The following is a 24,926-nucleotide window of genomic DNA, read 5'->3' as shown; positions in this document are numbered from 1 at the left end:
GGATTGCCCGGCTGATGCGGGATAATGGATTGAAAGCGTTGACGAAACGGCGCTACAAGAAGACAACTGACAGTGCCCATGGCGGGCCTGTGGCCCCCAACCTGCTGGATCAGGATTTCAGCGCCGAAGGCCCGAACCAGAAATGGGGCGTCGATATTTCCTACATCTGGACGGCGGAAGGCTGGCTGTACCTGGCCGTGGTCGTTGACCTCTACTCCCGCCGGGTGGTCGGCTGGGCGGTCAGCGACCGAATGAAGAAAGATCTGGCGATAACAGCTTTACAGCGCGCCATCGCCATTCGCAGACCAAAGCCCGGCCTGATCCACCATTCGGACAGGGGAAGCCAATATTGTTCTGATGAGTATCAGAAAATCCTGAAAACCCATGGCATGCAGATTTCCATGAGCGGCAAAGGAAATTGCTATGATAACTCCATGGTTGAGACGTTCTTCAAGACACTGAAATCTGAACTCATCTGGAGAACGGTTTTTCTGTCACGATGGCAGGCAGAACGCGCCATTGGCACATTCATTGACGGGTTCTATAATCCTATACGGCGACACTCGGCCTTGGGCTACAAAAGCCCTATCCTGTTCGAGGCCGCCGCCTGACGGCGAGAAAATGGCTCTCCACTTTGCCAGGGCAAGTCCAGATCGAGGCGTTGCGGGGCCTGGGCTATTCAACGGCCACGGCGCTCGCCGACATCATCGACAATAGCGTGTCCGCCAACGCCCGAAACGTGTCGCTCACCTTCGAATGGGCCGGCAATAGGAGCCACGTCGCCATCCTCGATGATGGCGACGGAATGGATGCTGCCACCCTCGACCTCGCCATGCGCCTCGGCGAACGCAGCCCCCTCGACAAGCGGGAGGCGGGGGATCTCGGTCGGTTCGGCCTGGGCCTGAAGACGGCTTCCTTCTCCCAATGCCGTAGTCTGACCGTGGCTTCCGCCAAGGACGGCGAAATCCACTGCCTGAGATGGGACCTCGACGTCCTCGCGGCTTCCGCCGACGACGGGTGGCATCTGTTGGAGGGATCCGCCGAAGGGTCCGAGGGCATGCTCTCTCCGCTGACCGAAGCCCGCAAAGGAACGCTGGTCCTGTGGGAGAGCCTCGATCGCATCGTCACCCTAGGCTTCAAGGAGCAGGATTTCCTCGACCTCATCGACGGCGTGGAGCGGCATTTGGCCATGGTCTTCCACCGCTATCTTGGCGGCCCGCGCCCCAGGCTGCGGCTGATCATCAACGGACGTCCCGTCGCCCCGTGGGACCCCTTCATGGTTTCCCATCCCGCCACGTACAGTTCCCCCGTCGCCCCGCTGGGGGACGTCGAGGTGCAGTGCCACGTCTTGCCGCACAAGGACCGGCTGACGCCCGACGAAGTGGAGTCCGGCGGCGGCCCGCACGGCTGGACGGCGCAGCAGGGATTCTACGTCTACAGGAACGAGCGCCTGCTGGTGGCGGGAAGCTGGCTCGGCCTCGGCCAGGGACGGTCGTGGACGAAGGAGGAGGCCCACCGCCTAGCCCGGATCAGGTTGGACATCCCCAACTCCGCCGACGCCGCGTGGAAGATCGACATCAGGAAATCGACGGCGAGACCACCCGTCGGAATAAGGGCGGCGCTGACCAAGCTCGCAGAGGATGCCCGTTCGCGCGCCCGGAAGGTCTTTGCCCACCGAGGCCAACCCGTCCGCGTCGTCGGGGCGCAGCCAGTCGCCCAGGCGTGGCGGGCCGAGCACTTCAACGGGGGAATGCGCTACCGCATCGACGTCTCCCATCCTGCCGTCCGCGAGGTGCTCGACCAGGCCGGCGACCTCGCCCCGCAGATCAGGGCGATGATCAGGGTCATCGAGGAGACCGTCCCTGTCCAGCGCATCTGGCTGGACACGGCCGAGGGCAAGGAGACGCCGAGGACGGGCTTCTCGGGCGATCCGCCGGCCGAGGTCCGCTCCGTCCTGTTGGCTGTCTACCGGAATCTGGTGCTGCGAAAGGGCATGTCGCCCGAACTCGCCCGAGAGCGCCTTCTCCACACCGAGCCTTTCCACAATTACCCGGAGCTTGTCGGGAGCCTGCCCGACGACCCGGACGCAGGGGGGATGAAATGACGTCCGCAGCCGAGGAGACCCGCCAGAGGGTCGTCAAGCTGGTGCAGGAACTGTTGGTCGACGAGGATGACAGGTCGGCGGTCACCCCCGCCCTGATCTCCGAGAAGATCGACCTCGTCCTGACCATGCGGCCGAGGTGGGGCGAAGGCCTCGACCGCGAGGCGGTCACCGACGAACTGATCCGCCGGTTCAGCCTCTGGATCGGCGAGGACACCACGCTCAAGAACGACGCGGGCCACGAGGCGTGGCTTGTGGCCGCCCGCAAGCGGAACTGGAGATACTGGCAACGCTATCGGGAATGGCTTGAGCGCAGGCTGTCCTATAAGGCGGTCGAGGCGCTCGACAAGTCCACGGACTCGGTCCTCGCCATGCTTGAGGATCCGCTCCGCGAAGGGGCGTGGGACCGGCGCGGCCTCGTCGTCGGCCACGTGCAGTCCGGCAAGACAGGCCATTACAGCGGCCTGATCTGCAAGGCCGCCGACGCCGGCTACAAGATAGTCATCGTCCTCGCCGGCCTGCACAACAACCTGCGCTCCCAGACCCAGATGAGGCTCGACGAGGCCTTCCTCGGTTACGAGACCAAGCCTAACCACGAGGACATCCTGCCGATCGGCGTCAGCGAGATCGACGGCGACCCGGCGATCCGGCCCAACTACGCCACGAACCGCACGAACGGCGGCGACTTCAACGCCGGGATCGCCCAGAAGCTCGGCATCACGCCGGAGCAGCGGCCATGGCTGTTCGTGGTCAAGAAGAACAAGACCGTCCTGGAGCGTCTCCTGCGCTGGATCCGCAACCATGTCGCCAACGTCCACGACCCCGAGACGGGCCGCCGGATCGTGACGAACCTGCCGCTGTTCCTCATCGACGACGAGGCCGACCACGCCAGCGTGGACACCGGCGAGACCGTGCTGGATTCCGACGGCAAGCCCGACCCCGACCACCAGCCCACGGCGATCAACAGGTTGACCAGACGGATCCTCCATTCCTTCTCCCGGTCCGCCTACGTCGGCTACACCGCCACCCCCTTCGCCAACATCTTCATCCATGAACGGGGCGAGACCCGCGAGGAAGGCCCTGATCTCTTCCCTGCCAGCTTCATCGTTAACCTCGCGGCTCCGTCGAACTACATCGGCCCAGGGAAGGTGTTCGGGACGAACGGCAAGGATGGCCGTGAGGGCGGGCTTCCGCTCGTGAAGCAGGTCGACGACTACTGCTCGTCCGACGGGGTCGGCGGGTGGATGCCGCCCAAGCACCGGAACGGCCACCAGCCCCTCGTCGACGGGGAGGACACGCTTCCGGAGTCGTTGAACGAGGCCGTCGACGCCTTCGTGCTGGCCTGCGCCATCCGCAGCCTGAGGGGACAGGTGGACGCGCACAGCTCCATGCTCGTCCACGTCACCCGCTTCACCTCCGTGCAGAAGGCAGTCCACTCGCAGGTGGAGGAGCGCGTCCGCCACATCAAGCAGCGGCTGACCCGCCGGATCGGCCACGAGCCGGTCGTCGCGGCGCTCAGGGGGCTTTGGGAAAGGGATTTCAGGCCGACCACCTCGGACATGGCCGACAAGCATCCCGACTTGGTGCACGGCGACACGTTCGGTTGGGAGGAGATCGAAGCCGAGCTGGCGGACACGGTCTCTGACATCCAGGTCCGCATGATCAACGGCACGGCCAAGGACGCCCTCGACTACGCCGACCACGACGGCGCGGGCCTGAAGGTGATCGCCATCGGCGGCGACAAGCTTGCCCGCGGCCTGACGCTCGAAGGGTTGACGGTCAGCTATTTCCTGCGGGCGTCGAAGATGTACGACACCCTCATGCAGATGGGCCGCTGGTTCGGATACAGGCCGGGCTACCTCGACCTCTGCCGCCTCTACACCACGGGAGAGCTCTGCGAGTGGTTCGGCCACATCGCCGACGCCTCGGAGGAGCTCCGCGAGGAGTTCGACCTCATGGCCGCCAGCGGCGCCACGCCGCGGGAGTACGGGCTGAAGGTGCAGTCCCACCCCGTGCTTCTCGTGACGTCACGGCTGAAGATGCGCTCGGCCCGGAACCTGATGCTGTCGTTCAGCGGCCAGCTTCTGGAGACCGTGGCGTTCCATCGGGAGACCGACGTCCTCGAACGGAACCTCGCCGCTGCCCGGAGGCTGGTGTCGTCCCTCGGCATGCCGGAGGGGAATCCGGTCAGGGTCAGGAACGGGACCAGGCAGGCATGGCGGGGATACCTTTGGGAGGGAGTCCCGGCCGCCGACGTCGTCGATTTCCTCGTCGCCTACAGGACGCACCCGGAGGCCCACAAGGTCAACAGCGTCCTGCTTTCCCAGTTCATCCAGTCCCTCGTGGCCGAGGGCGAGCTGACGAACTGGACCGTGGCGCTCATCGGCGGCGGCGACGGCAAGCCGGCTGCATTCCGCGACGGCGTCTCCGTGGACATGCTCCAGCGCGCCGCGCACGGGGCTCATTCAGACCGCTACTCCATCCGGCGCCTGATGTCGCCCCGTGACGAGGCGATCGACCTGGACGAGGCCGCGTGGACAGCCGCGCTCGCCGTCACGCGGGCCGCGTTCCACGCCGACCCTGCGAGGCACGGGTCGGGCGAGCCGCCCGACGCCCCGAACGGCCCCGCCATCCGCCGCATCAGGGGATTCGGGGCCGAGGGCGTTCCCGCCCGGCCGGACCGCGGCGTGCTGTTCATCTACGCCATCGATCCCGACCTCGCCGGGCCGGAGGCGGGCCTGCCGCTAGGCGCGCCCCCGGTGGTCGCCTTCGCCATCAGCTTCCCCGACAGCAGGTCGGGCGCCAAGGTGGAGTACAAGGTCAACAACGTCGCATGGGAGCAGGAATATGGCGCCGCGGACTGACGCCGAGAGCCTGCGCCAGGCATGGCGGGCGCTTTCCTGCAAGGGCGGCGGCGAGGGATGGCGCACGATCCCCATCCAGTTGGAAGCCCCGTGCCGCCTGCTGGCGGGGCGGCACTGCCCCGGGGACGAGGAGGCGATCATCGTCGGCTTCAGCGGGGTCAGGCTTCCCCCGGATTCTCATCTCCCGCAAGGGCACGGCTTCGGCGTGGCGAAGCCCTCCGTCGAGGCGTTGGGAACGTCGCACGCATGGCTTGCCCTGTCCCGCAAGGCGGCCGGCGGCATCGACCTGTTCGCCATGATGGCCGGGGACGTGGTCCGGCTGCTCGAAGGGTGCGCCGACGCGGGCGAGGAGCGGCTTTTCCAGCTCTTCCTGTCGCGGATCCGTGCATGGCAGGACTTCATGGAACGGGGCCGGGACAGCGTGTTGAGCCAGGAGGCCGAGGTCGGGCTCTTCGGCGAGATGGTCATCCTGAAATCCCTGCTCGACGTGGGCGTGCCGACCAATTTCGCGCTCGACGCATGGCAGGGGCCGCTCGACGGCCTCCAGGATTTCCTTGTCGGCACGGGCGCAATCGAGGTGAAGACGACATTGTCGGCCAACGGCTTCCCGGCAACCGTCAATTCGCTTGAGCAGCTTGACGAGACCCTTCGCCAGCCTCTCTATGTGGCTGGAGTCCGCCTTGTGCTCGGAGGGGACGGCTCGACGCTGCCGGAGTTCACAGACTTGATCCGGGAGTTACTAAAGGACCGGCCCACGGCCCTCGGGATGTTCGAGAGTCGCCTAGTGCAGGCTGGCTACCTCCGCGCGCTTGCGGACAAGTATGTCCGTCGGTTCACGCATTCGGGAACCGCAGTTTTACCCGTCGAGGGCGATTTTCCGAGATTGACGCGCATGAACGTCGGCCCGGGCGTCAGGAAGGTGCGCTACGAAGTCGACCTTGACCTTTCCAGCTTGGTCGATGTCGGCCTTGTCCACGCGCTTGAAAAGTTGGGGGGAATATAGATGGAGCTTGAGGAGTTTCTTCAGCAGACACAGGCCGAGGTCAGAGGCGAGACCGACATGCCGTATCCGGAGCTGGTCTTCGCTGAGGTCGTGATGCAGCACATGGCGGACGAGAACATGACCTTTGAGCCGGTCGTCTGCCACTACCTCCATACAGGCAAGGGGAATGTGGGTACGCTGAGGCTGAGTGGCTACGCTATTTCCGAGGAGGCCGACCAGATCGACCTCTTCGTCAGCCTCTATGCAGGGGTGGATACGGTGACCCCAATATCCGACGTCGACACCAAGACGGCTGCGGAACAGTGCATCCGCTTTCTCTCCCGGGCAGCGGACGGCACCCTGCTCAAGGACATGGAGGAGACCCACGAGGCATACGGCTTGGTGCTCAACATCAAGGAATCATACGAAAGCCTGGACCAGATCCGTATCTACGTCCTGACAGACCGGCTGGCCAAGGCGAAGAATTTCAAGGCCCGTGAGGTGAAGGGCAAGACCATCAAGCTTGAGGTGATGGACATTGAGCGTCTTCACCGCCATTGGTCGTCCGGAAAACCCCGCGACGAGCTTGTTGTGAACTTCGAAGAGGTGTCGGGAGGGGCTCTGCCGTGCGTGTATGTGCCTGGCCAGATGGCGGACTACGACTACGCGCTGACGGCCATCCCTGGTGAGGCCCTGAGGTTCGTCTACGAGAAGTACGGCGCTCGCCTGCTTGAGGCGAACGTGCGCTCGTTTCTCTCCGTCACCGGAAAGGTCAACCGTGGCATCCGTGACACGCTGCGGGACGATCCCGAAAAGTTCATGGCCTACAACAATGGCATTGTCCTGGTGGCCGACGAAATCCACCTCGGCAAGACCGGAGACGGCGCCCCGGGGATCCTCTGGATGAAGGGTATGCAGGTGGTGAACGGAGGGCAGACGACGGCATCCATCTACTTCACCAAAAAAAGGACACCCGAGGTTGACCTGGGGCGTGTTCGCGTCCCTGCGAAAATTATCATCCTGAAGTCAAAGGACGGACCGGACGAGGAATCCCTGATTTCGGACATCTCGAAGTACGCAAACAGCCAGAACGCCGTGAAAATGTCGGATCTGTCGGCGAACAAGCCGTTCCACGTCGAGATGGAGCGGCTTGCACTGTCGACCTACTGCCCCGACGGCATCGGGCGCTGGTTCTACGAGCGCGCAGCGGGAAGCTACAATACCATACTGGCCCGGGAAGGCTCCACACCCGCCAAGCTTAGGGCGCTTAAGGAGGCAATTCCGACTGCCCGGAAAATCACGAAGACGGATCTGGCGAAATATCTCCATGCCTGGGAAAGCAAGCCGCACCATGTCAGCTTAGGTTCTCAGAAAAACTTCGAGCGATTTATGGAGGCATTCAAGGAGATCGACGGACAGCCAGTGGTCCCATTGCCCAATGTGGTAAACTACCGGCACATGATAGCTAAGGCGATCATCTTCAAGAAGGTCCAGAAGCTGGTCCGCCCCATGTTCCCCGCCTTCCAGGCAAACGTGGCCGCCTACACCGTTGCCGTACTCGCCAACCGCGTCGGTTCGCGGATCGATCTCGACGGCATCTGGACCCGCCAGGACCTGTCCATGCTACTGCAGGAGCAGATCATGACCTGGGCGAGGGAGGTCAGCGACGTCCTCCACCGTACGGCCGGCGGCAGGATGATCTCGGAATGGGCGAAGAAACCGGAATGCTGGGAGGCCGTCCGGGTACATGCGTATTCGGCTCCCATCAATGGCATCCCGGAGGTGCGCTGACAGAGGGAGAATCCGATGGCCGACGTCGTGTCCAAGGAGATCCGCAGCAGGATGATGGCGAGCATCCGTGGCAAGGATACCAAGCCGGAGATGCTGGTCAGGCAGGCGTTGACCACCGCAGGGGTCCGCTATCGACTCCATCGTAAGGATCTGCCGGGAGCACCCGACTTGGTGATGGCCAGCAGGCGGGCCGTCATCTTCGTCCACGGTTGCTTCTGGCACCGGCACAAAGGATGCCGGTACGTGAAGCTTCCATCTTCCAATGTTGACTTCTGGAGGGCGAAGCTTGACCGCAACGTCGAACGGGATAGAAAGGTGGTTGATGAGCTAATTGCGGCGGGCTGGCGGATCCTAATTGTGTGGGAGTGTGCTATTAGGCGCGGCGCAAATTCCGACCTTCAAAGGCTCATCATGAGTTGGCTGGAAAGTTCGGAAAGAAATGCAGAAATTCCGGCTCTAATCGAATTTGTGGATATAAATGGTCAATGAAGTGGAAAAGACCTTCCCGAGCCGGTAATTGTTGGCGATGCGACTGAGAACGATCGACCTTTTCTGCGGCGGCGGCGGAAGCAGCTGGGGCGCTAAAAAAGCGGGGGCAGAAATTGTCTGCGGCGTTGACGCATGGGACGTTGCGACCCAAACCTACGGAGCGAACTTTACCGGAGCCAGAGCACTCAACGTGCGGATGGAGGACGAATCTGGTCCATCTATCCTAGGTGACGTCGGCGAGATCGATCTTCTTCTTGCCTCGCCAGAATGCACGAACCATACCTGCGCGAAGGGTTCACGTCCGCGTGACGAAGGGAGCAAGAAGACCGCCCATTACGTCACGAACTTCGCGAGAGAACTGAACCCTCGCTGGGTCATAGTCGAGAACGTGATCCAGATGCGGAGCTGGAATGGATACGAAAGCCTGATCGCTGACCTTGAGGATTTGGGCTACAACGTCCTCCCGCAGGTGCTCGACGCCACCGACTTCGGTGTGCCTCAGTCTCGCCGTCGCCTGTTTCTCCTATGCGACCGGGAGGCAAAGCCGCTCCCCCTCTCCCCGTGCGGCCTGCCGTTTGGCACCGTAGGTGATAACATCATCATGAACGGCGGCTGGAAGTCACGGCCACTTTATCGACCAGGTCGGGCCAAGGGCACCCTTGCCCGTGCTGAGCGAGCGATCGAAGTCTTGGGTAGAGGCGTGCCGTTCCTGATCGTGTACTACGGATCAGACGGCAGCGGCGGCTGGCAGCCGCTAAATCGACCAATCCGGACCCTCACTACGCTCGACCGTTTCGGTCTTGTGACGTGGAACGGTGACGAGCCGATGCTCCGGATGCTCCAGGTGCCCGAGCTCCGCCGCGCCATGGGCTTTGGTAACGATTATCAACTGCCTTACGGGTCTCGGAGAGACCAAGTCAAGCTCCTTGGCAATGGCGTCTGCCCTCCGGTCATGACGGCGATAGTTCGATCGCTGGTATCGAGAAAAAATGTGATGTTGGCTGCTGAATGACGCAAGTTCTGTTGGGTTCAGAGCGGATTACGGTTGCGGATACTGTTTAGCCGTGCAGTGAACAAGTTCATGCCCCGCTCTCCAGTCTACATGTACCAGCCTTCAATAACAGCAAAATTAGTTTTGCCCCAGGCGATGAGCAGCAGCAGTGTCGTCATGACGGCGGTACAAAGGGTGACGAAAGCAACCTTCAAGGCATATTCGGCAGTGATCATACGCGAATCCCCGTCGGGGCGGAAGCTCAAGACAGGATCCCCGCATTTTTCAGATCCAGGATCAGGGCGCGCAGCACGGCGCGGACATCCTCCAAGGTGGAGCCATCGGCGTCCAGGCTGCGGGTGAAGGCGGTGCCGGTGGGATTGGGCCAGACCGCGGCGGGGCGGTCGTAGCGGGCGGCGATGATGTGCCAGGCGGCACCGTTGGAGATGGCGACCACATGATCACCGCGCCGGCCGAGCCGGACCTGGTCGGCGTCGGGGCCACCGCCGCCGGCTTGGGTGACGGTTACGGCGTGGGGGCCGCTGTCGGTTTTCTTCACCACCAGCACGACGCCGTTCAGCGGATGCGGATCGGGCAACTCGGCGGTGACCGGCCCGGTCCAGGCGCTGATCAGGTGGACGGTCCGCGCCGGGTCGAGGGTGATACTGGCCGTGCCCTCGGTAAAGGCGGTCTCCAGTTCCAGCCGCCCGATGCGCGCCTCGGTCAGTTCGGTGCGCTTCAGATGGTTCTTGACCGGATGGCCAGCGTTGAAGGCGGTGTAGCGACCGGCCCCGGTGGTATCCCAGATCGGCGCGCCGCCGGTCGCGGAGAACAGGTTCAGGATGGCCGTGTTCTGCGATCCACCGTCAATGCGGATGCCGGGGACCGGGCCGAGGCTTTCGGCGTAGAAGTTGACGATCAGGTTCTGGTCGGTGGCAAAGCCGAGCCGGAAACATGCTTCCGCCCCCGGATGCAGGTTGGCCTCGCAGTCGATGAAGCTGTTGTTGAAGCGCCCGGCCGAGATGAAGAACCCGCAGCCGGCCATGGGAGCTGCGAGGGAATAGACCCGGACGTCGTGAAACTTGTTGGCGTTGGGCGTGTCGCCGGCGGAGTCCACGGTCAGCAGCACCCCATGCAGTTGCGGTCGGGCGACCAGGGTGCGAGCGATGTGGTTCCAATAGCAGGGCCGGTCAGGATTATCGTTCCCGTCCAGCACGATGCCGATCACTGCATCCCAGATCGAGACATTCTCCACCACCGTCTTGACGCAGGGTCCGTCGCGGCCAAACAGCTTGATGCCACTGGCCCCGCCCACAATGCGCAGATTGCGGATGGCCGCATAACCATCCACCACCTCGACCGCGTTCCAGCCGGTCTGGCTGTAGATCGGTGCCGCCCCGTCGAATGGATCGGGACGGGCCTGGAGGACAGAGCCTTCCCCCACCCCCATCAAGGTCTGGCCGTAGCCAAGCACAACTGGGCGGGACACACGGTAGATGCCCGGCACCAGCAGCACCGTGGGAGCGGCGGCCAGGGCGGCGTCGATGGCGTCGGAACAGTCGGAAACACCATCGGGAATGCCGCCATAGCTCTGGGGAACAGCGATCTCCCGGCCGCGCAGATAATCGCGCAGGCGCTGTTTGTCCACCGGCTGGCCGGGGATCAGCACATCGTCGATAGCGGATGCCATGGCTCAGAGTTCCGCGCTGGCGAGCAGCCGCCCGCCAAGGCTGGTCAACACCACCGGGGTGTCACTGGTCAGACCGGAAAAGCCACTGACATCAAAGCGACCGCCATCGGCAGTGCGTTCATGGATGCTGCCGATACCAGCGGAGCCTTGCGTATAGTTGGCTGTCACCATGTCGGTGATGGTCAGCGGCGCTGTCACCTGATAGGCGGGGGCCGCCCGCATGCCGGGGTGGTTGACGGTCAGTTGGATGTTGGTGCCGGAATTGGCCCGACCGAAGGCGGTGGCGATGGGGCGTAGCTAGCGGTGGACCAGGGCCGTTTCCAAGGCGATGGGGCGCAGGTCGAGTGCCGTCGCGGTGTCTCCCGCTTCCAACTGGATGGCGCCGAGATAGAACCAGCGACTGGATACGGCGCCACAGGTGGCGGTGATGGTGATCTGCAACCCGGTCTCACAGGCACCCATGTCGGGCACGGCCAGGACGAGGTTCGTGTTGCTGTCATGGGGGACGCTGATGGTGGTCGTTGCGATGGTGCTGACGCTGGTGAAGCTGTCGGGGCTGCCGGCACGAGACAGTGTCAGGGTCCAGCCAATGGTCTGCCCGCAATCATGATAGGCGCGCGCCGACAGCACCGCCGGGCTGTGACGTAACCGCAAGGCATCCGCCGCCTCCAGACGCAGGCGCCAGTGGATGGCACCACCGCTGCTCAGGGTAGCGCCCTGAATGAGGCCAGCCGAACCAGATGGGGACAGGCTGAACACGCCGGTGGCGCGCTTCACCGTGCCGGCACTGGGGCTGCCATCGGCGCGGACCTGCCAAAGGTCAACCTCCCCCGGTTGCCAGGTGGCCGCCAACGCCGCCGCCGGGCGATGGGAAACGCGGGCACAGCCATTGACCACCAGATTGCGCTGGGCGGCCAATGCGCCAGCCCCACTGCCTGCCGACAGCCGTGGATCGTCGGCGCGCACCAGCTTTGTGGGATTGCTCTCCCCTGGATCGGCCACCGGCAGGTCGGCCAGGGCGTGGGTGTGGGTGGTCGGTGCCTTGCCGTTCAGCGCCGTGGACAGTCCCGTCACATCGTCAAGACTGTGGCTGTGGTCAGCCGGCGCCTTGCCGTCCAGGGCGGCGCGAACGCCGGGCAGGATGAAGCGGGCATCGCGCATGTGAGGTTACATGGGTTTCAGCCAGGAGGGATCGTGGGCGTAGACGTCGGCGGCGTCTTCGGCCAGGGCCAGATCGACGCCCATCTCTTCGGTCAGCCGCCAGGTCTCGACCCGGAACGGCGTGCTGGCCAAACCAAGCCGCCCCAGGGACACAGCAACCGGATAGCCTGCCGCCAGCCGCAGGCCGGCCAGATTGGCGGGCCAGTCCAGGCTCTTCTGCCGGCGGTTCTGGCGCAGCGCGATGCGGGCGATGCGCTGCGCCATGGTGTGCGAGGTGGTGAAGGGCAGATCGAGGGTCAGTGCCGCCTCGCCGTCATCGACGGCGATGGAGGCGGCGTCCGCCACCGGCGGATAGTCGGTCGGCTGCCAGTTGTGAGACGGGCTGGTGAAGGCCCCGCGCACGATATTGACCAGATCGCGCCGTGAGCGCCAAGGGCGATAGGATACCGGCGCCCGCAGCTCGTTCTCCCCCAGGATGACGGTCGGCGGCTGCCATGCCCCCACCGCCAGCCGCCACTTCCCACCGGTGAAGCTCAGACGGCCGGCACAACTGGTCAGCATGGATTCCAGATTGTCCAGCGGTCGCCCGGCCAGATCGAGCACGCCGTTGCAGGTGTAGCGTGGTTCACTGCCGGTCAGCGTCGCGACCTGTTCGTCGCAGATATTGGCCTGGGCGATCCAACCGGCAACGTCGATCTCGTCCGGGCCGGCGGCCAGCCCCCAGGGCGCCATCAGATAATCGAGGATGCACAGCGCGGCGTTGGCCGACCAGCTTGTGGCATCGTCGCGCGGATCCCAGAGTTTCCGGCCTCGCACCAGCCGGCTGAGATTGGGAATGCCGCTGGCAAACGCCTCCTGGTCGTAACGCAGACGCAGATGGGTATAGGCCCGCCCGCGCAGCCGATGGTTATGGGTCCAGCGCCCGCCCGCTTCCGCCACCAGCACCCCATCGGCCCCCTGGTCCGGATGGCCGGCATGGCTCCAGACATGGACCTTGCCGGCCCAGGGTGCGGCAGTGGCGGCCCCACTGCCATCCAGTGCGATGGCGGTGTCACCGAACCAGACCGTACCCAGGTTCTCCACCTCATGCGCCGCGTGGACGACGACCAGATGCAGAATGTCGAGCTTGCTGCCGCCGTCGCTGCGGGTGTGGGCAAAGACCAGCGGGCCACCCGTGCGGACCTCGCCATAGACGATGCGATGGCTGGTCACCGGCTGCACCAGCATCTGGGTGCGGCCAGCGGCATCCAGCATAGTCTGGCTGGGTTTCGGGGTGCCGATGACGCGGTTGCCGAGATAGGAGACGCCAACCGTGACCGTGGCCCCGACCAGGGCCCCGATCAGCCCGCCCCCCACAGCGGCAGCCGCCGCCGAACCGGCCACCGCGGCACCGACCGCAATGATGGCCGGTGGCATCAGCTGATCCTCCAACCGGACAGGGCATGGTTGCGGTCCAGGGCGGCCAGACCGCGCTGCGCCGGCAGGACCAGGGCGGCACCCAGGCAGACGGCGAGTGCATGGCGGTCGTCCTCCAGCCGTACCAGGGCCACGTCCCCCCTGCCGAGAAATGCCGGGGGAACCCTGGGCCAGCCGTGATGGCGGGCAATGCCGGCAGCGGTCGCGTCCAGACCGCCCATCCGCGCCAGCAGGCCGGCGGCTGCTCGAGCGCCTGCATAGGCGCCGCGCCAGGAAGCGGCGGGGTCGATGCCGGTGACGGCGGACACGGCATCGGCAGCAAACAAGCAGCAGTCGAACAGCCCCCAGGAGAAGGTGCGATGCCGCGCGTCCTCCACCAGCCGGTCAAGCCGTTCCGGCCAGTCGGGCAAACGGGTCATGATGCGGGCGCTCCCCAGCGGATTTCCAGTTCCTGAAGCTCGGGCACGAACTCGAAGCCCAAATCGCCAGGAAAGTCTGACTGCTGGTCCTGGCTGGTGTAGCGGCGCAACCGGGGGCGTTCCAGATCGCGCAGACGGTTTTCCGCGGCCAGGGCAATGGTGGCGATGCGGCCACCATCGGTGACCTCCACCATGTCCATCCGCCCATCGAACAACAGAACCGGTGCCTCGATGAAGCCGCCCCAATCTTCCGCCATGAAAGCCAGCCATAGCCGGGCTCGGCGCCCCTGGACACTGACGCCAACCACCTCGTTCAGCAGGCCGGAAGGCACGCCGGACAGTTGGAAACGCGCACCCGTCGCCCGCACCTCCGTGGTTTCCTCGATCGGCCCGACCGCGCCGAAGCTGCCAACACCAATCCAAGTCTGCCCCTCCCAGACCAGATCGCCCACCCCTGACCAGGCGCGCACGGCACCGCCGGCAAAGTCGAACAGGGCCATCAACACTGGGCGCACCACCGGCTGCGCCGTCTCTGCGGCCAGGGTGGCGCTGAGGCGTTGGGTCACGCCAGATCCTCCACAAGGTTCAAATTCCAACGGGTCCGGGCCGGTGGGCGGGTGCGTCCCCGGCCTGCCTCGTCGTTCGCCAGCCGCATACGCACTGTCAGCCCATCGGTCGCCAGGGGCGCGCGGCCGATGGGGCTGCGCAGAGGGGGCCGGACGGTGACGATCATCCGGCCGTCAATGTCGGTGCGCCCGGTCTGGACCAGCAGATGCACAGTGCCGGGTGGGAGCGAGACGGCATCGCCCGGTCTCAACACCCCTTCTGCCCATGGTGCAAAGCCGGCCACGGCCAGCCGTGCCGCGACGCCGCCGGTGATGTGGGGTTGGCCGGTTCCCTCGATGAAGCCGGCACCATCGTCGAAGTCGGTGCCATCACTGAAGCGGGTGATCCCGATGGCGGCTGCATACTCGTCCATCGACCGCAGCGAACCGGTGGCCCCGTCATGCAGCCAGAACGGTACGCGGAACGAGGCGACGGGGCCGCGACAGGCAGCCAGCCACGCCCCGAAACGGGCGGCATCAGCGCCCGACAGATCCACCGTCACCTCCGCCACCCAGCGGGAACCTTCCCGCTCCAGAACCAGGGTCTGGCGGGTCAGTGGTGAGGCGCTCTGCACTGTGACCGGCTGGAACCAGAAAGCCACAGCGACGGGATGAATGTCTTCCGGCCAGTCCGAAATCATGCCAGCACCTCGAACAGTTCCAGCGACCATTCGCTGCGGCGCGGCGGACGGGTCGGGTTGCGCCCGGCATCGTCAGAGGACAGGCGCATCCGCACCCGGCAGGCCGTGGTGACCAGCGGACCGATCGCCACCGGGTCGCGCAAGCGCGGTTCCACCGGCACCAGGGCGTTGCCATCCAGGCCAGCAGTGACGGTGCCGGTGACCAGATGGGCGCGACCGGGCGAGGTCTGGATCAGGTCGCCGGGCAGCAGCACGCCCGTTGCCCCTGGGGCAAAGCCGGTTACGGTCAGGCTGCGCCCGCTGCCGCCCGCCAGTTGCGGCGTTCCTGTCAGGGTCCCACGCGCAGCCAGGGTCCGCCAGTCGGGCACCAGCACGGTGCCGGCGGGACCGCGCAGAGACGCGATCAGGGCATCGACCTGCCGAGCCAGCGGATCGCCGCGCTGGAAGGTCAGGCGACTGACCCAGCGGGCACCATCACGCTCCAGCACCTGGTTCTGCCCGGTATAGGGGCTGGCCCACACGGTGCTGAGCGTCTGGATGTAGAATTCCTGGCTGGCCGGCCGCAGGTCCAGGGGCCAGACAAGATCACTCACCCCAAACGCCCTCCGCGGCGGCTCCATTCATCGGCCACCTGCGACCGGGCAACGCTGGCGGCCGCCTTGACCACGCCCGGCAGGCGGACGGCCAGTGCCTGATCCACCGCAGCTTCCACCCGCGCTGTCACTGTTTCCGGATCATCGGCACCCCTTGCATCGACCTGGATCATATAGACCGGCCCGCCGGTTCCGGCTTCGGTGCGGGTGCCGCCCGCCACCATGGCGGCGGACTGCGCCCGGTTCAGCACGATTTCGCCGCGTTGCAGGATGGCGGGGATTTCGTCCGCTGCAAGCCAGGGCATGGTGCCGCTATGCAGACGTGGGGCTGCCGTGAACGCCGCCGACGATACCATCCGCGCTGGTGCGGCACCACCCGCCATGCCGCCACCATGGAAGATCCCGGCCAGGGCGCTAGATGCCGCCTGGGCCAGCGGCGCGGTGATGGACATGCGGATCATCATCCGGGCAAAATCGGCCGCGATGGCATTCAGCAGGTCGGCAATGCTGAGCTTCTGGCGTGTAACCAGATCAACCAGGGCGTCTTCCAGTCGGCTAAAGGCGCTGCTGATCACATCTTCAACCTGGGCGGCGGCATTGCTGGCCGCATCAGCGTATTCTTCCAGGCCCCGGATGGCACCGTCCTGCCAGCGACGGCTGGCGGCCAGCAGCCGGTCGGCCGCCTGCTCCTCGGCCAGTGCCCAGGTTTCGGCGGTGATGGCGCCGGCCGCCTGCAACTCGTTCAATTTGGCGATGGCGGCGGCATATTCCTGCGTCGGGGACAGCAACCGTTCGGTCAGCCATGCCCCCTGCTCCAGCAGGCGGTTGCGTTTCTGCGTCTCTGGATCGGCCTGTGCCGCACGTTCCAGTGCTTTGCTGTACGTCTCCCAGGAGATGGCACCGGCATCCAGCAGGGTCTGGAGCCGCGCCAGTTCCGCCTGATAGCGTTCGGTCGGGTCGAGCAGGCTGTCGGTCAGCCGCGCTCCGTCCTCCATCAGCCGGTTGCGCTCCGCCGTCGCGGCGGCAGCATCGTAATTGGCGCCGGTTTCCGCACGGATCGCCTCCCGCTGCGCGTCGGTCAGGGCGATGCCGCCGCGCCGTACGGTTTCTTCGGCGCGCAGCAATTCGGTCTGGATGGCCCGCTCACGCGCCGACAGGGCGACCGCATCTCGTTCCCGCGCCAGGGCGGCAATCTGGCCGTCGATGGCATCCATCGCCGCCTGTCGCCGCTTGGTTTCCGCGTCCTGCTCACGGGCCGCCCGGTCGCGCTCGGGTTGTTCAATCTGGGTGATGCGCCGCCGCGCCAGTTCCTCGGCCTTGGCCTGGGCGCTGTTGACAGCACCGGCATTGCTGCCGTCAGGACTGCGCAAGGCCTCCAGCGCCTGCCGGGTGCGGTCGAGTTCGGCATTGACGCGGGCGATGCGCTCCGCCGGATCATTGGCCAGTTGGCCCAGCCCGTCGTCGAGCTTGCGGCGCCACTCGGCAATGATCTCTGCCCGCCGTTCAGCCTCGGCGCGGGCGCGGCCTTCGTCGGCCTGCCGCTGGTCGGCATCGGCTTTGTCGGCCTGCTGGCGAGCCTCGGTGATCAGCGCGTCGAGTTCGGCTTCCAGGCGGGCGACATCGGCGCGGGCGTCGGCCAGCCGGCGCTGGCCGAACCGACCGTTGGAGGCATCGACGATAGCCTGGATCTCGGCCGCCCGATCCTGCGCTTCCACCAACTGGCGGTTCAGGGCGACGATGCGCTGGTCGATGGGCGTGCCCTGAAGGATGTTGGCCCAACCATTGGCGGCCCTGGCCAACAGGTCCAGCACCGCCTCGGCTGGCCCGGCGACGGCTGGGGTCTTGCCGATCTCCTCCAGCATCTTGCCCCAGGCATCGGACAGGCGATTGACCGCCCCGGTGACGCCACCGGCCTCGGCAGCCGCTGCCCCGCCGACCTGTTGTTCCAGCGCATCCAGGATGATCCGTTGCGCACCGGCCACCTGACCGGTCTCCACAAGGCTGCGGATCACCTCCGCCTGACTGCCGGTGAAGCTGACGCCGACCCGCCGCAGCACGCTCAACCCTTCCACAGGGTCTTCCAGCGCCTTGCCAAGCTGCATGGCCGCCGACGACAGGTCGCCCCCGAACACCGCCGCCATGTCGCCGGCCAGGGTCAAAGCACGGGTGAAGCTTTCGCCGGCCACCAAACGGAAGGTGGCCAGCACGGATGCTGCATCCTGCACCGCCTCCGCGCTGGCAAGCGTGGCTTCTTCCTGCCCATCGGCAAAGGCGGCGATCTGTTCACCCGTCAGGCCGGCGGAATAGCCGGTGGCTTTCAGCACCGCCTCCAGACGGCGCAGCGACTGTTCGGCCTCGCCCGCGGCCTTCAGCCCCTCGGTGATGCCGATGGAGAGCACGCCCATGGCCGCTGCCGCCGCCAGCCCCACCGGCCCCACGGCGGCCAGCGCCGCACCGGCTGGCCCCAGTCGCCCGGCCATGGCTTCCGCCTCACCCCGGACTTCACCGGCGGCGGCATCGACCGCCTGAAGCGCGCGCGATGCCGGCTGGGATGCCTGTTCAATACGCTGAAGGGCGCGTTCGCCGGTGGTGCCAACCTCGCGCAGCTCTGCCCGCACCCGGTCGCCGCCGATGGCGGCAAGGCGCACGGCTATGGTACGGTCGGTCATGGTTGGACAGAGGCAGAATTGATCTTGTCGGGTACGGATTCATTCCGTACATATGGGGTCAGCATGGAGGGCCGCATCATGGCACGGACAATCTCTGAGACAGGGCGGATCGAGTTGCGGGTGGACCCGGCGGAAAAGGCGATGCTGGCGCGCGCCGCTGCCCTTGAGCATACCGACGTGACCGGTTTCATTCTGCGCAGCGCCCTTCCGGCGGCCCGCGAAGCGATTGACCGTGCCGAGCGGTTGCGGTTGAGCGAGCGCGACAGCCTGCGGGTTCTTGACCTGTTGGACAATCCGCCGCCGCCCAACGCCCGTCTGCTCGAGGCAGCGCGGGCACTGGCGCGCAACGACAAGTGACGGTTTTACCAATTTGGCATGAGGAAGCGATTGCCCGGCATCATGACCGGGCCGGCTTCGATTGCGGCACCCCGGCGCTGAACGACTATCTGCGCCGCTTCGCCCGCCAGAACCATGAAAGCGGTGGGGCCAAGTGTTTTGTCGCCGTCAGCGCCGATGCACCCTCCCGCATCCTTGGATTCTACACGTTGAGCCCGGCTTCGATCGAGTTCGCCCGTGTCCCGGACGATGTACGCCGGGGACTTGGGCGTTATGACATCGTTGTCTTCCGCCTCGGTCGTTTGGCTGTTGACCGCGACCTCGCCGGACGTGGTCTGGGCGGACAGTTGCTGTTGGCGGCAGGCCGGCGATGCCTCGCCGTCTCCCAGCAGGTCGGCGGTGTGGCCCTGCTCATTGATGCCAAGGATGAGCGCGCCGCCGCATGGTATGAAACTTTCGGGGCGTTGCGGCTGCTCGACACACCGCTGTCCCTGGTCTTGTCGCTCGCCACCATTCAGGCCGTGTTGAAAGATCAGCTTCCGTCCTGACCCGTTTCGGGGACGGCCCTGACATGGAAGGTGCCTGGAGACGTGGGCTGGCCTTGATCGGGTGGCGATCATTGGCATATTATGCCAATGATCGCGCCGTTACTGGAGGCTGCCCCATGCCGACCCGCAATGTGGTTCTCACCGACCATCAGGCCGAATTGATCGAACGGCTCGTATTGTCCGGTCGCTACCAGAACGCCAGCGAAGTCCTCCGCGAGGGACTGCGGCTGGTCGAAGATCGGGAAGCGGAGGATCGCGCCCGGCTGGACGCCCTGCGTGAAGCGGCCCGCTTGGGGATTGCCGACATCGAGGAGGGCCGGTTCCGGTCCTTCACCTCGGCCGACGCCCTGGGGAGGCATCTGACCGGATTGGCCGAAAGCGTACTCGGCGATGAGGCGGGTGTTCGGGACCGGTCATGACGTCCGACAGCACGATCTGGACGGTTCGCCTTTCGGCGGCGGCAGAGCGGGATTTTCAGGAGATCCTGCGCTGGACGGCGGACAGGTTCGGCCGCCCGCAGGCGAGTACCTACGCAAGAGTCCTGAGTGCGGCTCTCGAAGCATTGGTTACGGGTCCAACGATCATCGGGGTCAGACGTCGGGATGAGATTGGGCCGGGCCTCCTGACGCTGCACGTGGCGCGGAAGGGCAACAAGGGACGGCACTTCGTCCTGTTCCGCATCACGGCGAACAGGGATGAACGGACCATCGATGTCCTGCGCCTGCTGCACGACTCGATGGATATCAGCCGACATCTTTCCGCGGCCGAAGAACAGATGGGTGAGCCGTAACGCTTGTCAGGCGTCCTGCTTCCGTTCGGCGTTCGCCGCGTCCACCAGGGCTGCCTCCATCGCCGGCAACAGGATGGCCACGGCTGCGACTGGCATGTCGAGCGCTGTCGCTATCTCCAGCACCGCGGCATGATCGAACCCGTGCACCACCCCGCTCGGTGCGATCCGAAGCTGCCCGGCGCACGACAGCGCGAGATCCCAGACCTGCCAACCCTCCACCGTCTGCGGGGCGCGCTCATCATAGTGGCAACGCTGCCCACTTGGCCCCGGCCGCCCCTCTGCACAGGGCAGGCCGGCAGCCGCACAGTTCGCGCAGTATCCCGGCCCGCCGCCGAAGTGCCACCCGGCGCGGGCCTTCAGACGTTTTTTTCCTGCTCCAGCAGCGCCACCGGCCCCAGATAGTGCAGGCTGAAGGCGTCGGCCACTGGGTGCAGGTCGAGCAGCGCGTCGATGCCGGCAGGCGTCGGCTCGACCGGAGTGCCGTCGGCATCGCCCACCCCTTCCCAGCCAAGGATGGCCAGCCGCCCCATCGCCTTCAGGAAGGTGGCGGTGCGTGTGCCCTGCACGAGGTCCGGCGGTTCGTCGGTCATGTCCGCATCACGCACGACCTGACGGGCGGCCAGCACCAACGCCGTGGTGCAGGGACGCAGGTGAAGACGCACCCCCATTCCCAGATCGAGCCAGAACGGCTCGCGGGCCAAGTCGAGGCGGATCATGGTGGGCACTCCCCTGGGATTGGTTGAACCTTGACCGGCTTCGGACCACGGCGCATATTCTGGACAGAAATTCTGGACAGGTGCTGCCATGTCTCAGTCGAGCTGGTCGTTACAGGACGCCAAGAACAAATTCAGTACAGTGGTCGATGCTGCCTTGGCCGGGGAGCCGCAAATGGTTACCCGGCATGGCAAGCCTGCCGTCATTGTGGTTGCCGCAGACACGTTCGCACGGTTGCATCAACTGGACCGCGAACGGGCACCGTCACTTGCTGAGATGTTGCTGGCGATGCCGCAGGATGATGGATCCTTCGAGCGTTCCCATACGCCTCCGCGTGATGTGGAATTCTGATGTTCCTGCTCGATACTGTCGTGCTGTCAGAACTGCGAAAACGGGACCGCAATCCCGGTATCGTCGCCTGGATCAGCGAACAGCCAACGGCCGATCTGTTTATCAGCACCGTCACCATTGGCGAGATAGAGCGCGGCATTGGCCTGCAACGGTCGAAAGATGCTGCCTTTGCCGCGTCCCTCACCACTTGGCTGGACCGTGTCCTGACCACCTATGGCGAGCGGATCCTGCCGTTCGACCTCAAGGCTGCTCGCCGATGGGGACGCCTCAGTGCCGGGATCGGCCATGAGGGTGCGGATCTGATGATCGCTGCGACCGGACTGGAACATAGACTGACGGTCGTTACCCGCAATGTCCGCCATTTTCAGCCAACTGGCGTGGCGACCTTAAATCCGTTCTCGTGATCACCCATCCTGGCACCATCAGTAGCTGGCAATGTCGTTCTTCAGGGTGACGGTGACGAAAGCGCCCCCTGGGGCCCCACCGTCGGGCTTGGCAGCCTGCCAGTCGAAGCGGGCCTCGATGCCGGCGGGGCCGGAAATCGGGATGCGAGGCTTGGGCAGATAGACCGATGGCAGGGCGATGGTCAGGGACCGGTCGGCATCGATCACCCAGGCGAACTCTAACGCCGTGGCGGTGCCATCGGTGGCGGCATCCAGCAGCACCATGTCGGCAAAGCGGGCCGCCAGATTACCGGTGCAGGATGCCACGCCAAGGTCCGCCCCTTCGATCTTGCCATCATCGCGGATGACGCGGACGGGATCGAGATTGTTGGCATAGGTCAGTTCTGCGGCGGTGATATTGGCCAGCGCCGCCCCATCTTTCCGGATGCGTCCCTGGAATTGGTGGAACCGCTGCAAGCCCTGTGTGGTGGGGGTGCCGCCGGACGAGGTATCGGCGTCCGTCTCCCCCTGTGCGATCAGGGCCAGGGTGGCATTGGCCTTGCCCGATGGCGCCCAACCCAGGTTCAGGCTGTTGACCAGACAACCAAGGTTCAGGAAATAGCGCGGCACCTGCGGATGGCCGACTTCCAGCGCCAGACTGGGCAGCGTGTTGGCCCCGGATGTGTAGACATGGCTGTAAGGGCCGGTGCCGGTGGTGACCGGCGGCCCGAACAGCCCCTTCAGCCAGAAACCGATGCTGCGCAGGTCCACCGGGACGGTGATCTGGCCCTCCGCGGTGATGACATCACGCGATGGCGGGGCCGGGTCACGCCCCAACCCCAGCACGTCGGAGGCTTCCAGCGGCTGCTGGCTGCCGATGTCGCAACTGACAAAGGGCAGCGTGTGGAAATTGCCGCCGGGCGCGGTGCCATAGGCAGCTTCGAACGCACCCAGCAACTGCGCGTGGGCACCGGTGGCGCGGGCCATGGTCGGGTTCTCCGGGATCAGGTCAGCGGATCGGGCGTGGTGTAGGTGAGCGTCACCGGCACGCGGGCGGCCTTGATGGCGGCCCCGCCGGCAACAGCAATGTCCTCGGTTTCCGGTGCGCCCCAGGTTAGCCACTCGACCGTGCCGCCCAGCGTGCGGTCGGCCCCCAGCGACGCCGCCAGCGCCCGCAGCAGATCGTCCAGCGCGCGCGCCCGGCCAGGGCCGGAGCGGCCCAGCGGCGGGTCGGCGGCCTGGACCAGCACCTCGATCTCGGCGGTGTGGTCGTAGTGGTGGAGCAGCGGTGACAGGGTTATCTCCGGCGCACCCGGCTCACCATCGCGCAGGATCAGCAGGCCGCCAGGCGGGATGCGCTCGGGCACCGCAATCTCCCGCCCCGCCACGGCATCCGGTACGGCGACAAGCCGCGCCAGCAGCGCGGACAAAGCCGTTTCCCGGATGCTTGGCATGGGTCAGGGTTCCTTCCAATGACGCAGGATCAGACCGGGCAACCGGCCCTGCCAAGCTCGGGCAGCCCCCACCACATCCAGGCGCTTTTTCACCCGCACCTGCGGCACCAGGATGAAGACCGGCACCGTGGTGCGCCCGGCCAGCCGGGTGAAACCGGCATCACCCCGCCGCCCCCGGTTGGCTGTCGCCAGCCCGCGTTTGCTGATGCGGGCATTGTCTGCCACCAGCAAGGACGGGCCGCGGCGGCGATAGATCAGCCGCAGGATCAGGCCGGTGCGCTGTTCCCAGCCACCCGGCGTGATCTTCTGGCCGCCATCGCCATAGCGACCGGCGGCCTGGGTTGGGATGGCCAGGAACAGGCCATGGCGGGAGCGGATCACCGCCCCCTCCTCGTAAAGCCCGACAATGTCGGGGGCTTTGCTCCAGACCAGACCGGCGGCGCGGATGCTGCGGCCACCCTTGGGATAAATTTCACTGCGCCAGGTCCGGGCCAGCCGCTGGCCGAGACCGGCCCCGGTGATCTGGCCGCGCAGTTCGGTCTTCAACCCGTCGCTGGCCTCCCGCAACCCGGCGGTGACGGCCCGCTCCGCCGCTGCGAGGTCGGCCGCCAGCATCTCAGCAAGACGGCCTTCGATCGCAGCGGCAAGGCGCATGGACGGTTACGCCAGCTTCACCGGCCGTTCCAGGCTGATTTCCAGCCGCGTCGGCGTCAGCGCCCGACCGATATAGACGACATTGCCGGTGGTGGGCGGCGTGGCGGTCAGCACGCCGGCGGTGCCGCTCAGATAATAGGTGCTGCCCGGCGTCAAGGTGGCGCTGCCAGCGGCGTCGGTCCAGTCGGTCACCTCGATGACGCCATCGGTCAGCACGGTGACATAAGCGTCGAGCGCGGCGCTGGTCAGGGCCAGACCGATGACCTCGGCCTTCGTATCATCGTCGGCATCGGCCAACATGCACTGGAAGCCGGCATTGCTGTAGACGGCCATGCCAGCAGCGGTGATGGCCTCCTTGGCCTGGAGTTCGATGGCATCGACCTCCTGCACCCGGGCATCCAGCGTGCCGTTGAGCGGCAGTTGCTGGATGCGGCCATTGATCAGGACAAGCGGGCGGTAGGACGGCATGGGGCGTGATCCTCAAAGCTGGATAGGGGTGCCGGGCTGGACATGCAGCACCGTCGGCGCCACGGCAAAGCCGACGGGAACCACCCACCATCCGGGCGCGGATGGCGGCATATCGGTCACGCCGCCCGCGATCCGGGCGGACAGGAAATAGTCGGTGCCGGGCACCAGGGTGGCCGCCCCGCTCTCCAGCAGGGTGGACCAGTCGGCGCGCTCCACCGGCCGTTCGGTGGCCCAACGGGCAGGCTCCCCCGCTGGTGCGCCGATCAGTACGACGCCCGCAGGATCGGCGGTGGCGGTGCCATCAGCGCGGCAGGGCGTCAGCCGACCGCCAGCGTTGACATGGACGATCTGCCCCACCGCCAGCGTCACCTGGGCGGCGGTCACATAGGTGCCGGTCCACACGCCGGGCGGGGCATTGGGGCCGAGCACCGTCTCGACAGCCCCGCCGGATATTGTCGGCGGATCGAATTGCGGGTAGCTGGTCGGTGCCGGGATCTGCACCGTCTCCAGGGTCCAGACCAGCCGCGCGGGGTCGCCGCGCACCGGGGCACCCTGGACCTCGAACAGGTCGTCCCCGACCAGCAGCCTGTCTCCCGCCCAGGGGCGGATACCGGCGGCGGTCAGGTCAGCGGCCCGCAGCTCGAACAGGGCCCCATCGGAGACCCACTCGCCGCCACCAAAGCCGGTGACAAGATCATTGCGGCGGGCAATGACCTGCAGCGGAACCGTGGAACCGCCGATCGCGATATAGGTGGCGGGCGTGCCCAGGATGGCGAAGATCGGATCGAGTGCGGCCTGGAACGGATCAGCCATGAC

Annotated in this window: 30 protein-coding genes; 13 read left to right on the top strand and 17 right to left on the bottom strand. The window is 65.8% G+C overall.

Annotated elements, in window-relative coordinates; translation table 11 throughout:
• The 7 genes from GE253_RS24130 to GE253_RS24100 all read left to right on the top strand — a co-directional run.
• A partial coding sequence (locus GE253_RS24130; RefSeq protein WP_153206712.1) for an IS3 family transposase occupies nucleotides 1-611 on the top strand: 611 nt, incomplete at its 5' end.
• Nucleotides 612-661: 50 nt separating this feature from the next.
• Nucleotides 662-2,104, top strand: a complete 1,443-nt coding sequence (locus tag GE253_RS24125) for an ATP-binding protein (protein WP_247878845.1) — start codon at nucleotides 662-664, stop codon at nucleotides 2,102-2,104.
• Nucleotides 2,101-4,965 (top strand): Z1 domain-containing protein, encoded by a 2,865-nt coding sequence (locus GE253_RS24120; protein ID WP_153206710.1) that lies wholly within the window; start codon nucleotides 2,101-2,103, stop codon nucleotides 4,963-4,965. The genes GE253_RS24125 and GE253_RS24120 overlap by 4 nt, the downstream gene beginning before the upstream one ends.
• Complete coding sequence (locus tag GE253_RS24115; protein WP_153206709.1) at nucleotides 4,949-5,968, top strand: PD-(D/E)XK motif protein; 1,020 nt, start codon at nucleotides 4,949-4,951, stop codon at nucleotides 5,966-5,968. Before GE253_RS24120 ends, GE253_RS24115 begins: the two co-directional genes overlap by 17 nt.
• Nucleotides 5,969-7,738, top strand: a complete 1,770-nt coding sequence (locus tag GE253_RS24110; protein ID WP_153206708.1) for an AIPR family protein — start codon at nucleotides 5,969-5,971, stop codon at nucleotides 7,736-7,738.
• 15 nt (nucleotides 7,739-7,753) lie between these two features.
• Nucleotides 7,754-8,227, top strand: coding sequence for a DNA mismatch endonuclease Vsr (gene vsr / locus GE253_RS24105; protein ID WP_153206707.1), 474 nt, complete (start codon nucleotides 7,754-7,756; stop codon nucleotides 8,225-8,227).
• A 37-nt stretch (nucleotides 8,228-8,264) separates the two neighbouring features.
• Entirely contained in the window at nucleotides 8,265-9,239 is a 975-nt protein-coding gene (locus GE253_RS24100; RefSeq protein WP_153206706.1) for a DNA cytosine methyltransferase, read from the top strand.
• Nucleotides 9,240-9,325: 86 nt separating this feature from the next.
• On the opposite strand, the gene GE253_RS26620 is transcribed toward GE253_RS24100, so the two are convergent.
• The 10 genes from GE253_RS26620 to GE253_RS24055 all read right to left on the bottom strand — a co-directional run bounded on the left by GE253_RS26620 (nucleotide 9,326) and on the right by GE253_RS24055 (nucleotide 18,412).
• Nucleotides 9,326-9,454 (bottom strand): hypothetical protein, encoded by a 129-nt coding sequence (locus GE253_RS26620; RefSeq protein WP_282183260.1) that lies wholly within the window; start codon nucleotides 9,452-9,454, stop codon nucleotides 9,326-9,328.
• Between the two features lie 26 nt (nucleotides 9,455-9,480).
• Nucleotides 9,481-10,908, bottom strand: coding sequence for a hypothetical protein (locus GE253_RS24095; RefSeq protein ID WP_153206705.1), 1,428 nt, complete (start codon nucleotides 10,906-10,908; stop codon nucleotides 9,481-9,483).
• A gap of 3 nt (nucleotides 10,909-10,911) precedes the next feature.
• Nucleotides 10,912-11,130 (bottom strand): hypothetical protein, encoded by a 219-nt coding sequence (locus tag GE253_RS24090; RefSeq protein WP_153206704.1) that lies wholly within the window; start codon nucleotides 11,128-11,130, stop codon nucleotides 10,912-10,914.
• Between the two features lie 75 nt (nucleotides 11,131-11,205).
• Entirely contained in the window at nucleotides 11,206-12,069 is an 864-nt protein-coding gene (locus GE253_RS24085) for a hypothetical protein (RefSeq protein ID WP_153206703.1), read from the bottom strand.
• A 6-nt stretch (nucleotides 12,070-12,075) separates the two neighbouring features.
• The gene (locus GE253_RS24080; protein WP_153206702.1) at nucleotides 12,076-13,485 is read right to left on the bottom strand and encodes a phage tail protein; all 1,410 of its coding nucleotides are present in this window, start codon (nucleotides 13,483-13,485) and stop codon (nucleotides 12,076-12,078) included.
• Nucleotides 13,485-13,904 carry a hypothetical protein gene (locus GE253_RS24075; RefSeq protein ID WP_153206701.1) on the bottom strand — a complete coding sequence of 140 codons (420 nt, stop codon included), beginning with the start codon at nucleotides 13,902-13,904 and terminating at the stop codon, nucleotides 13,485-13,487. Before GE253_RS24075 ends, GE253_RS24080 begins: the two co-directional genes overlap by 1 nt.
• Nucleotides 13,901-14,470, bottom strand: coding sequence for a hypothetical protein (locus GE253_RS24070; RefSeq protein ID WP_153206700.1), 570 nt, complete (start codon nucleotides 14,468-14,470; stop codon nucleotides 13,901-13,903). Before GE253_RS24070 ends, GE253_RS24075 begins: the two co-directional genes overlap by 4 nt.
• Nucleotides 14,467-15,150 (bottom strand): hypothetical protein, encoded by a 684-nt coding sequence (locus tag GE253_RS24065; protein WP_153206699.1) that lies wholly within the window; start codon nucleotides 15,148-15,150, stop codon nucleotides 14,467-14,469. Before GE253_RS24065 ends, GE253_RS24070 begins: the two co-directional genes overlap by 4 nt.
• Nucleotides 15,147-15,743, bottom strand: a complete 597-nt coding sequence (locus GE253_RS24060) for a hypothetical protein (protein WP_153206698.1) — start codon at nucleotides 15,741-15,743, stop codon at nucleotides 15,147-15,149. Before GE253_RS24060 ends, GE253_RS24065 begins: the two co-directional genes overlap by 4 nt.
• Nucleotides 15,740-18,412, bottom strand: coding sequence for a phage tail tape measure C-terminal domain-containing protein (locus tag GE253_RS24055; RefSeq protein WP_153206697.1), 2,673 nt, complete (start codon nucleotides 18,410-18,412; stop codon nucleotides 15,740-15,742). Before GE253_RS24055 ends, GE253_RS24060 begins: the two co-directional genes overlap by 4 nt.
• A gap of 78 nt (nucleotides 18,413-18,490) precedes the next feature.
• Here GE253_RS24055 and GE253_RS24050 point away from each other — a divergent pair, with 78 nt between their 5' ends.
• The 4 genes from GE253_RS24050 (at nucleotide 18,491) to GE253_RS24035 (ending at nucleotide 20,086) form a co-directional block, all read left to right on the top strand.
• Entirely contained in the window at nucleotides 18,491-18,769 is a 279-nt protein-coding gene (locus GE253_RS24050) for a DUF1778 domain-containing protein (protein ID WP_153206696.1), read from the top strand.
• On the top strand, nucleotides 18,766-19,296 hold the full coding sequence (locus GE253_RS24045; RefSeq protein ID WP_211101574.1) for a GNAT family N-acetyltransferase: 531 nt from the start codon (nucleotides 18,766-18,768) through the stop codon (nucleotides 19,294-19,296). Before GE253_RS24050 ends, GE253_RS24045 begins: the two co-directional genes overlap by 4 nt.
• Nucleotides 19,297-19,412: 116 nt before the next feature.
• Complete coding sequence (locus GE253_RS24040) at nucleotides 19,413-19,715, top strand: type II toxin-antitoxin system ParD family antitoxin (protein ID WP_153206695.1); 303 nt, start codon at nucleotides 19,413-19,415, stop codon at nucleotides 19,713-19,715.
• Nucleotides 19,712-20,086, top strand: a complete 375-nt coding sequence (locus GE253_RS24035) for a type II toxin-antitoxin system RelE/ParE family toxin (protein ID WP_153206694.1) — start codon at nucleotides 19,712-19,714, stop codon at nucleotides 20,084-20,086. The genes GE253_RS24040 and GE253_RS24035 overlap by 4 nt, the downstream gene beginning before the upstream one ends.
• 6 nt (nucleotides 20,087-20,092) lie before the next feature.
• Here GE253_RS24035 and GE253_RS24030 read toward each other — a convergent pair whose 3' ends face one another.
• The gene (locus tag GE253_RS24030; RefSeq protein ID WP_211101573.1) at nucleotides 20,093-20,305 is read right to left on the bottom strand and encodes a hypothetical protein; all 213 of its coding nucleotides are present in this window, start codon (nucleotides 20,303-20,305) and stop codon (nucleotides 20,093-20,095) included.
• Nucleotides 20,306-20,442: 137 nt separating this feature from the next.
• Entirely contained in the window at nucleotides 20,443-20,802 is a 360-nt protein-coding gene (locus GE253_RS24025; RefSeq protein WP_153206693.1) for a hypothetical protein, read from the bottom strand.
• Nucleotides 20,803-20,890: 88 nt separating this feature from the next.
• Here GE253_RS24025 and GE253_RS24020 point away from each other — a divergent pair, with 88 nt between their 5' ends.
• Nucleotides 20,891-21,151, top strand: coding sequence for a type II toxin-antitoxin system Phd/YefM family antitoxin (locus tag GE253_RS24020; RefSeq protein WP_089290722.1), 261 nt, complete (start codon nucleotides 20,891-20,893; stop codon nucleotides 21,149-21,151).
• A complete protein-coding gene (locus GE253_RS24015; protein WP_153206692.1) occupies nucleotides 21,151-21,555 on the top strand; it encodes a type II toxin-antitoxin system VapC family toxin in 405 nt (134 codons plus the stop codon). The genes GE253_RS24020 and GE253_RS24015 overlap by 1 nt, the downstream gene beginning before the upstream one ends.
• An 18-nt stretch (nucleotides 21,556-21,573) precedes the next feature.
• Here GE253_RS24015 and GE253_RS24010 read toward each other — a convergent pair whose 3' ends face one another.
• The 5 genes from GE253_RS24010 to GE253_RS23990 are packed head-to-tail and all read right to left on the bottom strand — an operon-like array spanning nucleotide 21,574 to nucleotide 24,923.
• A complete protein-coding gene (locus GE253_RS24010; RefSeq protein ID WP_153206691.1) occupies nucleotides 21,574-22,521 on the bottom strand; it encodes a phage tail tube protein in 948 nt (315 codons plus the stop codon).
• 17 nt (nucleotides 22,522-22,538) lie between these two features.
• The gene (locus GE253_RS24005) at nucleotides 22,539-22,988 is read right to left on the bottom strand and encodes an acyl-CoA transferase (RefSeq protein WP_153206690.1); all 450 of its coding nucleotides are present in this window, start codon (nucleotides 22,986-22,988) and stop codon (nucleotides 22,539-22,541) included.
• A gap of 3 nt (nucleotides 22,989-22,991) precedes the next feature.
• Nucleotides 22,992-23,642: a DUF6441 family protein gene (locus tag GE253_RS24000; RefSeq protein WP_173012808.1), complete on the bottom strand. Its 651-nt coding sequence runs from the start codon at nucleotides 23,640-23,642 to the stop codon at nucleotides 22,992-22,994.
• Nucleotides 23,643-23,648: 6 nt separating this feature from the next.
• Nucleotides 23,649-24,110: a capsid cement protein gene (locus GE253_RS23995; protein WP_153206689.1), complete on the bottom strand. Its 462-nt coding sequence runs from the start codon at nucleotides 24,108-24,110 to the stop codon at nucleotides 23,649-23,651.
• Nucleotides 24,111-24,122: 12 nt separating this feature from the next.
• On the bottom strand, nucleotides 24,123-24,923 hold the full coding sequence (locus tag GE253_RS23990; RefSeq protein WP_153206688.1) for a hypothetical protein: 801 nt from the start codon (nucleotides 24,921-24,923) through the stop codon (nucleotides 24,123-24,125).
• Nucleotides 24,924-24,926: the final 3 nt, after the last annotated feature.

The sequence above is a fragment of the Niveispirillum sp. SYP-B3756 genome (assembly GCF_009495745.1).
Taxonomy (GTDB): domain Bacteria; phylum Pseudomonadota; class Alphaproteobacteria; order Azospirillales; family Azospirillaceae; genus Niveispirillum.
The sequence above is the reverse complement of the archived record's forward strand: the minus strand, read 5'-3'. Positions and strand labels throughout refer to the sequence as shown.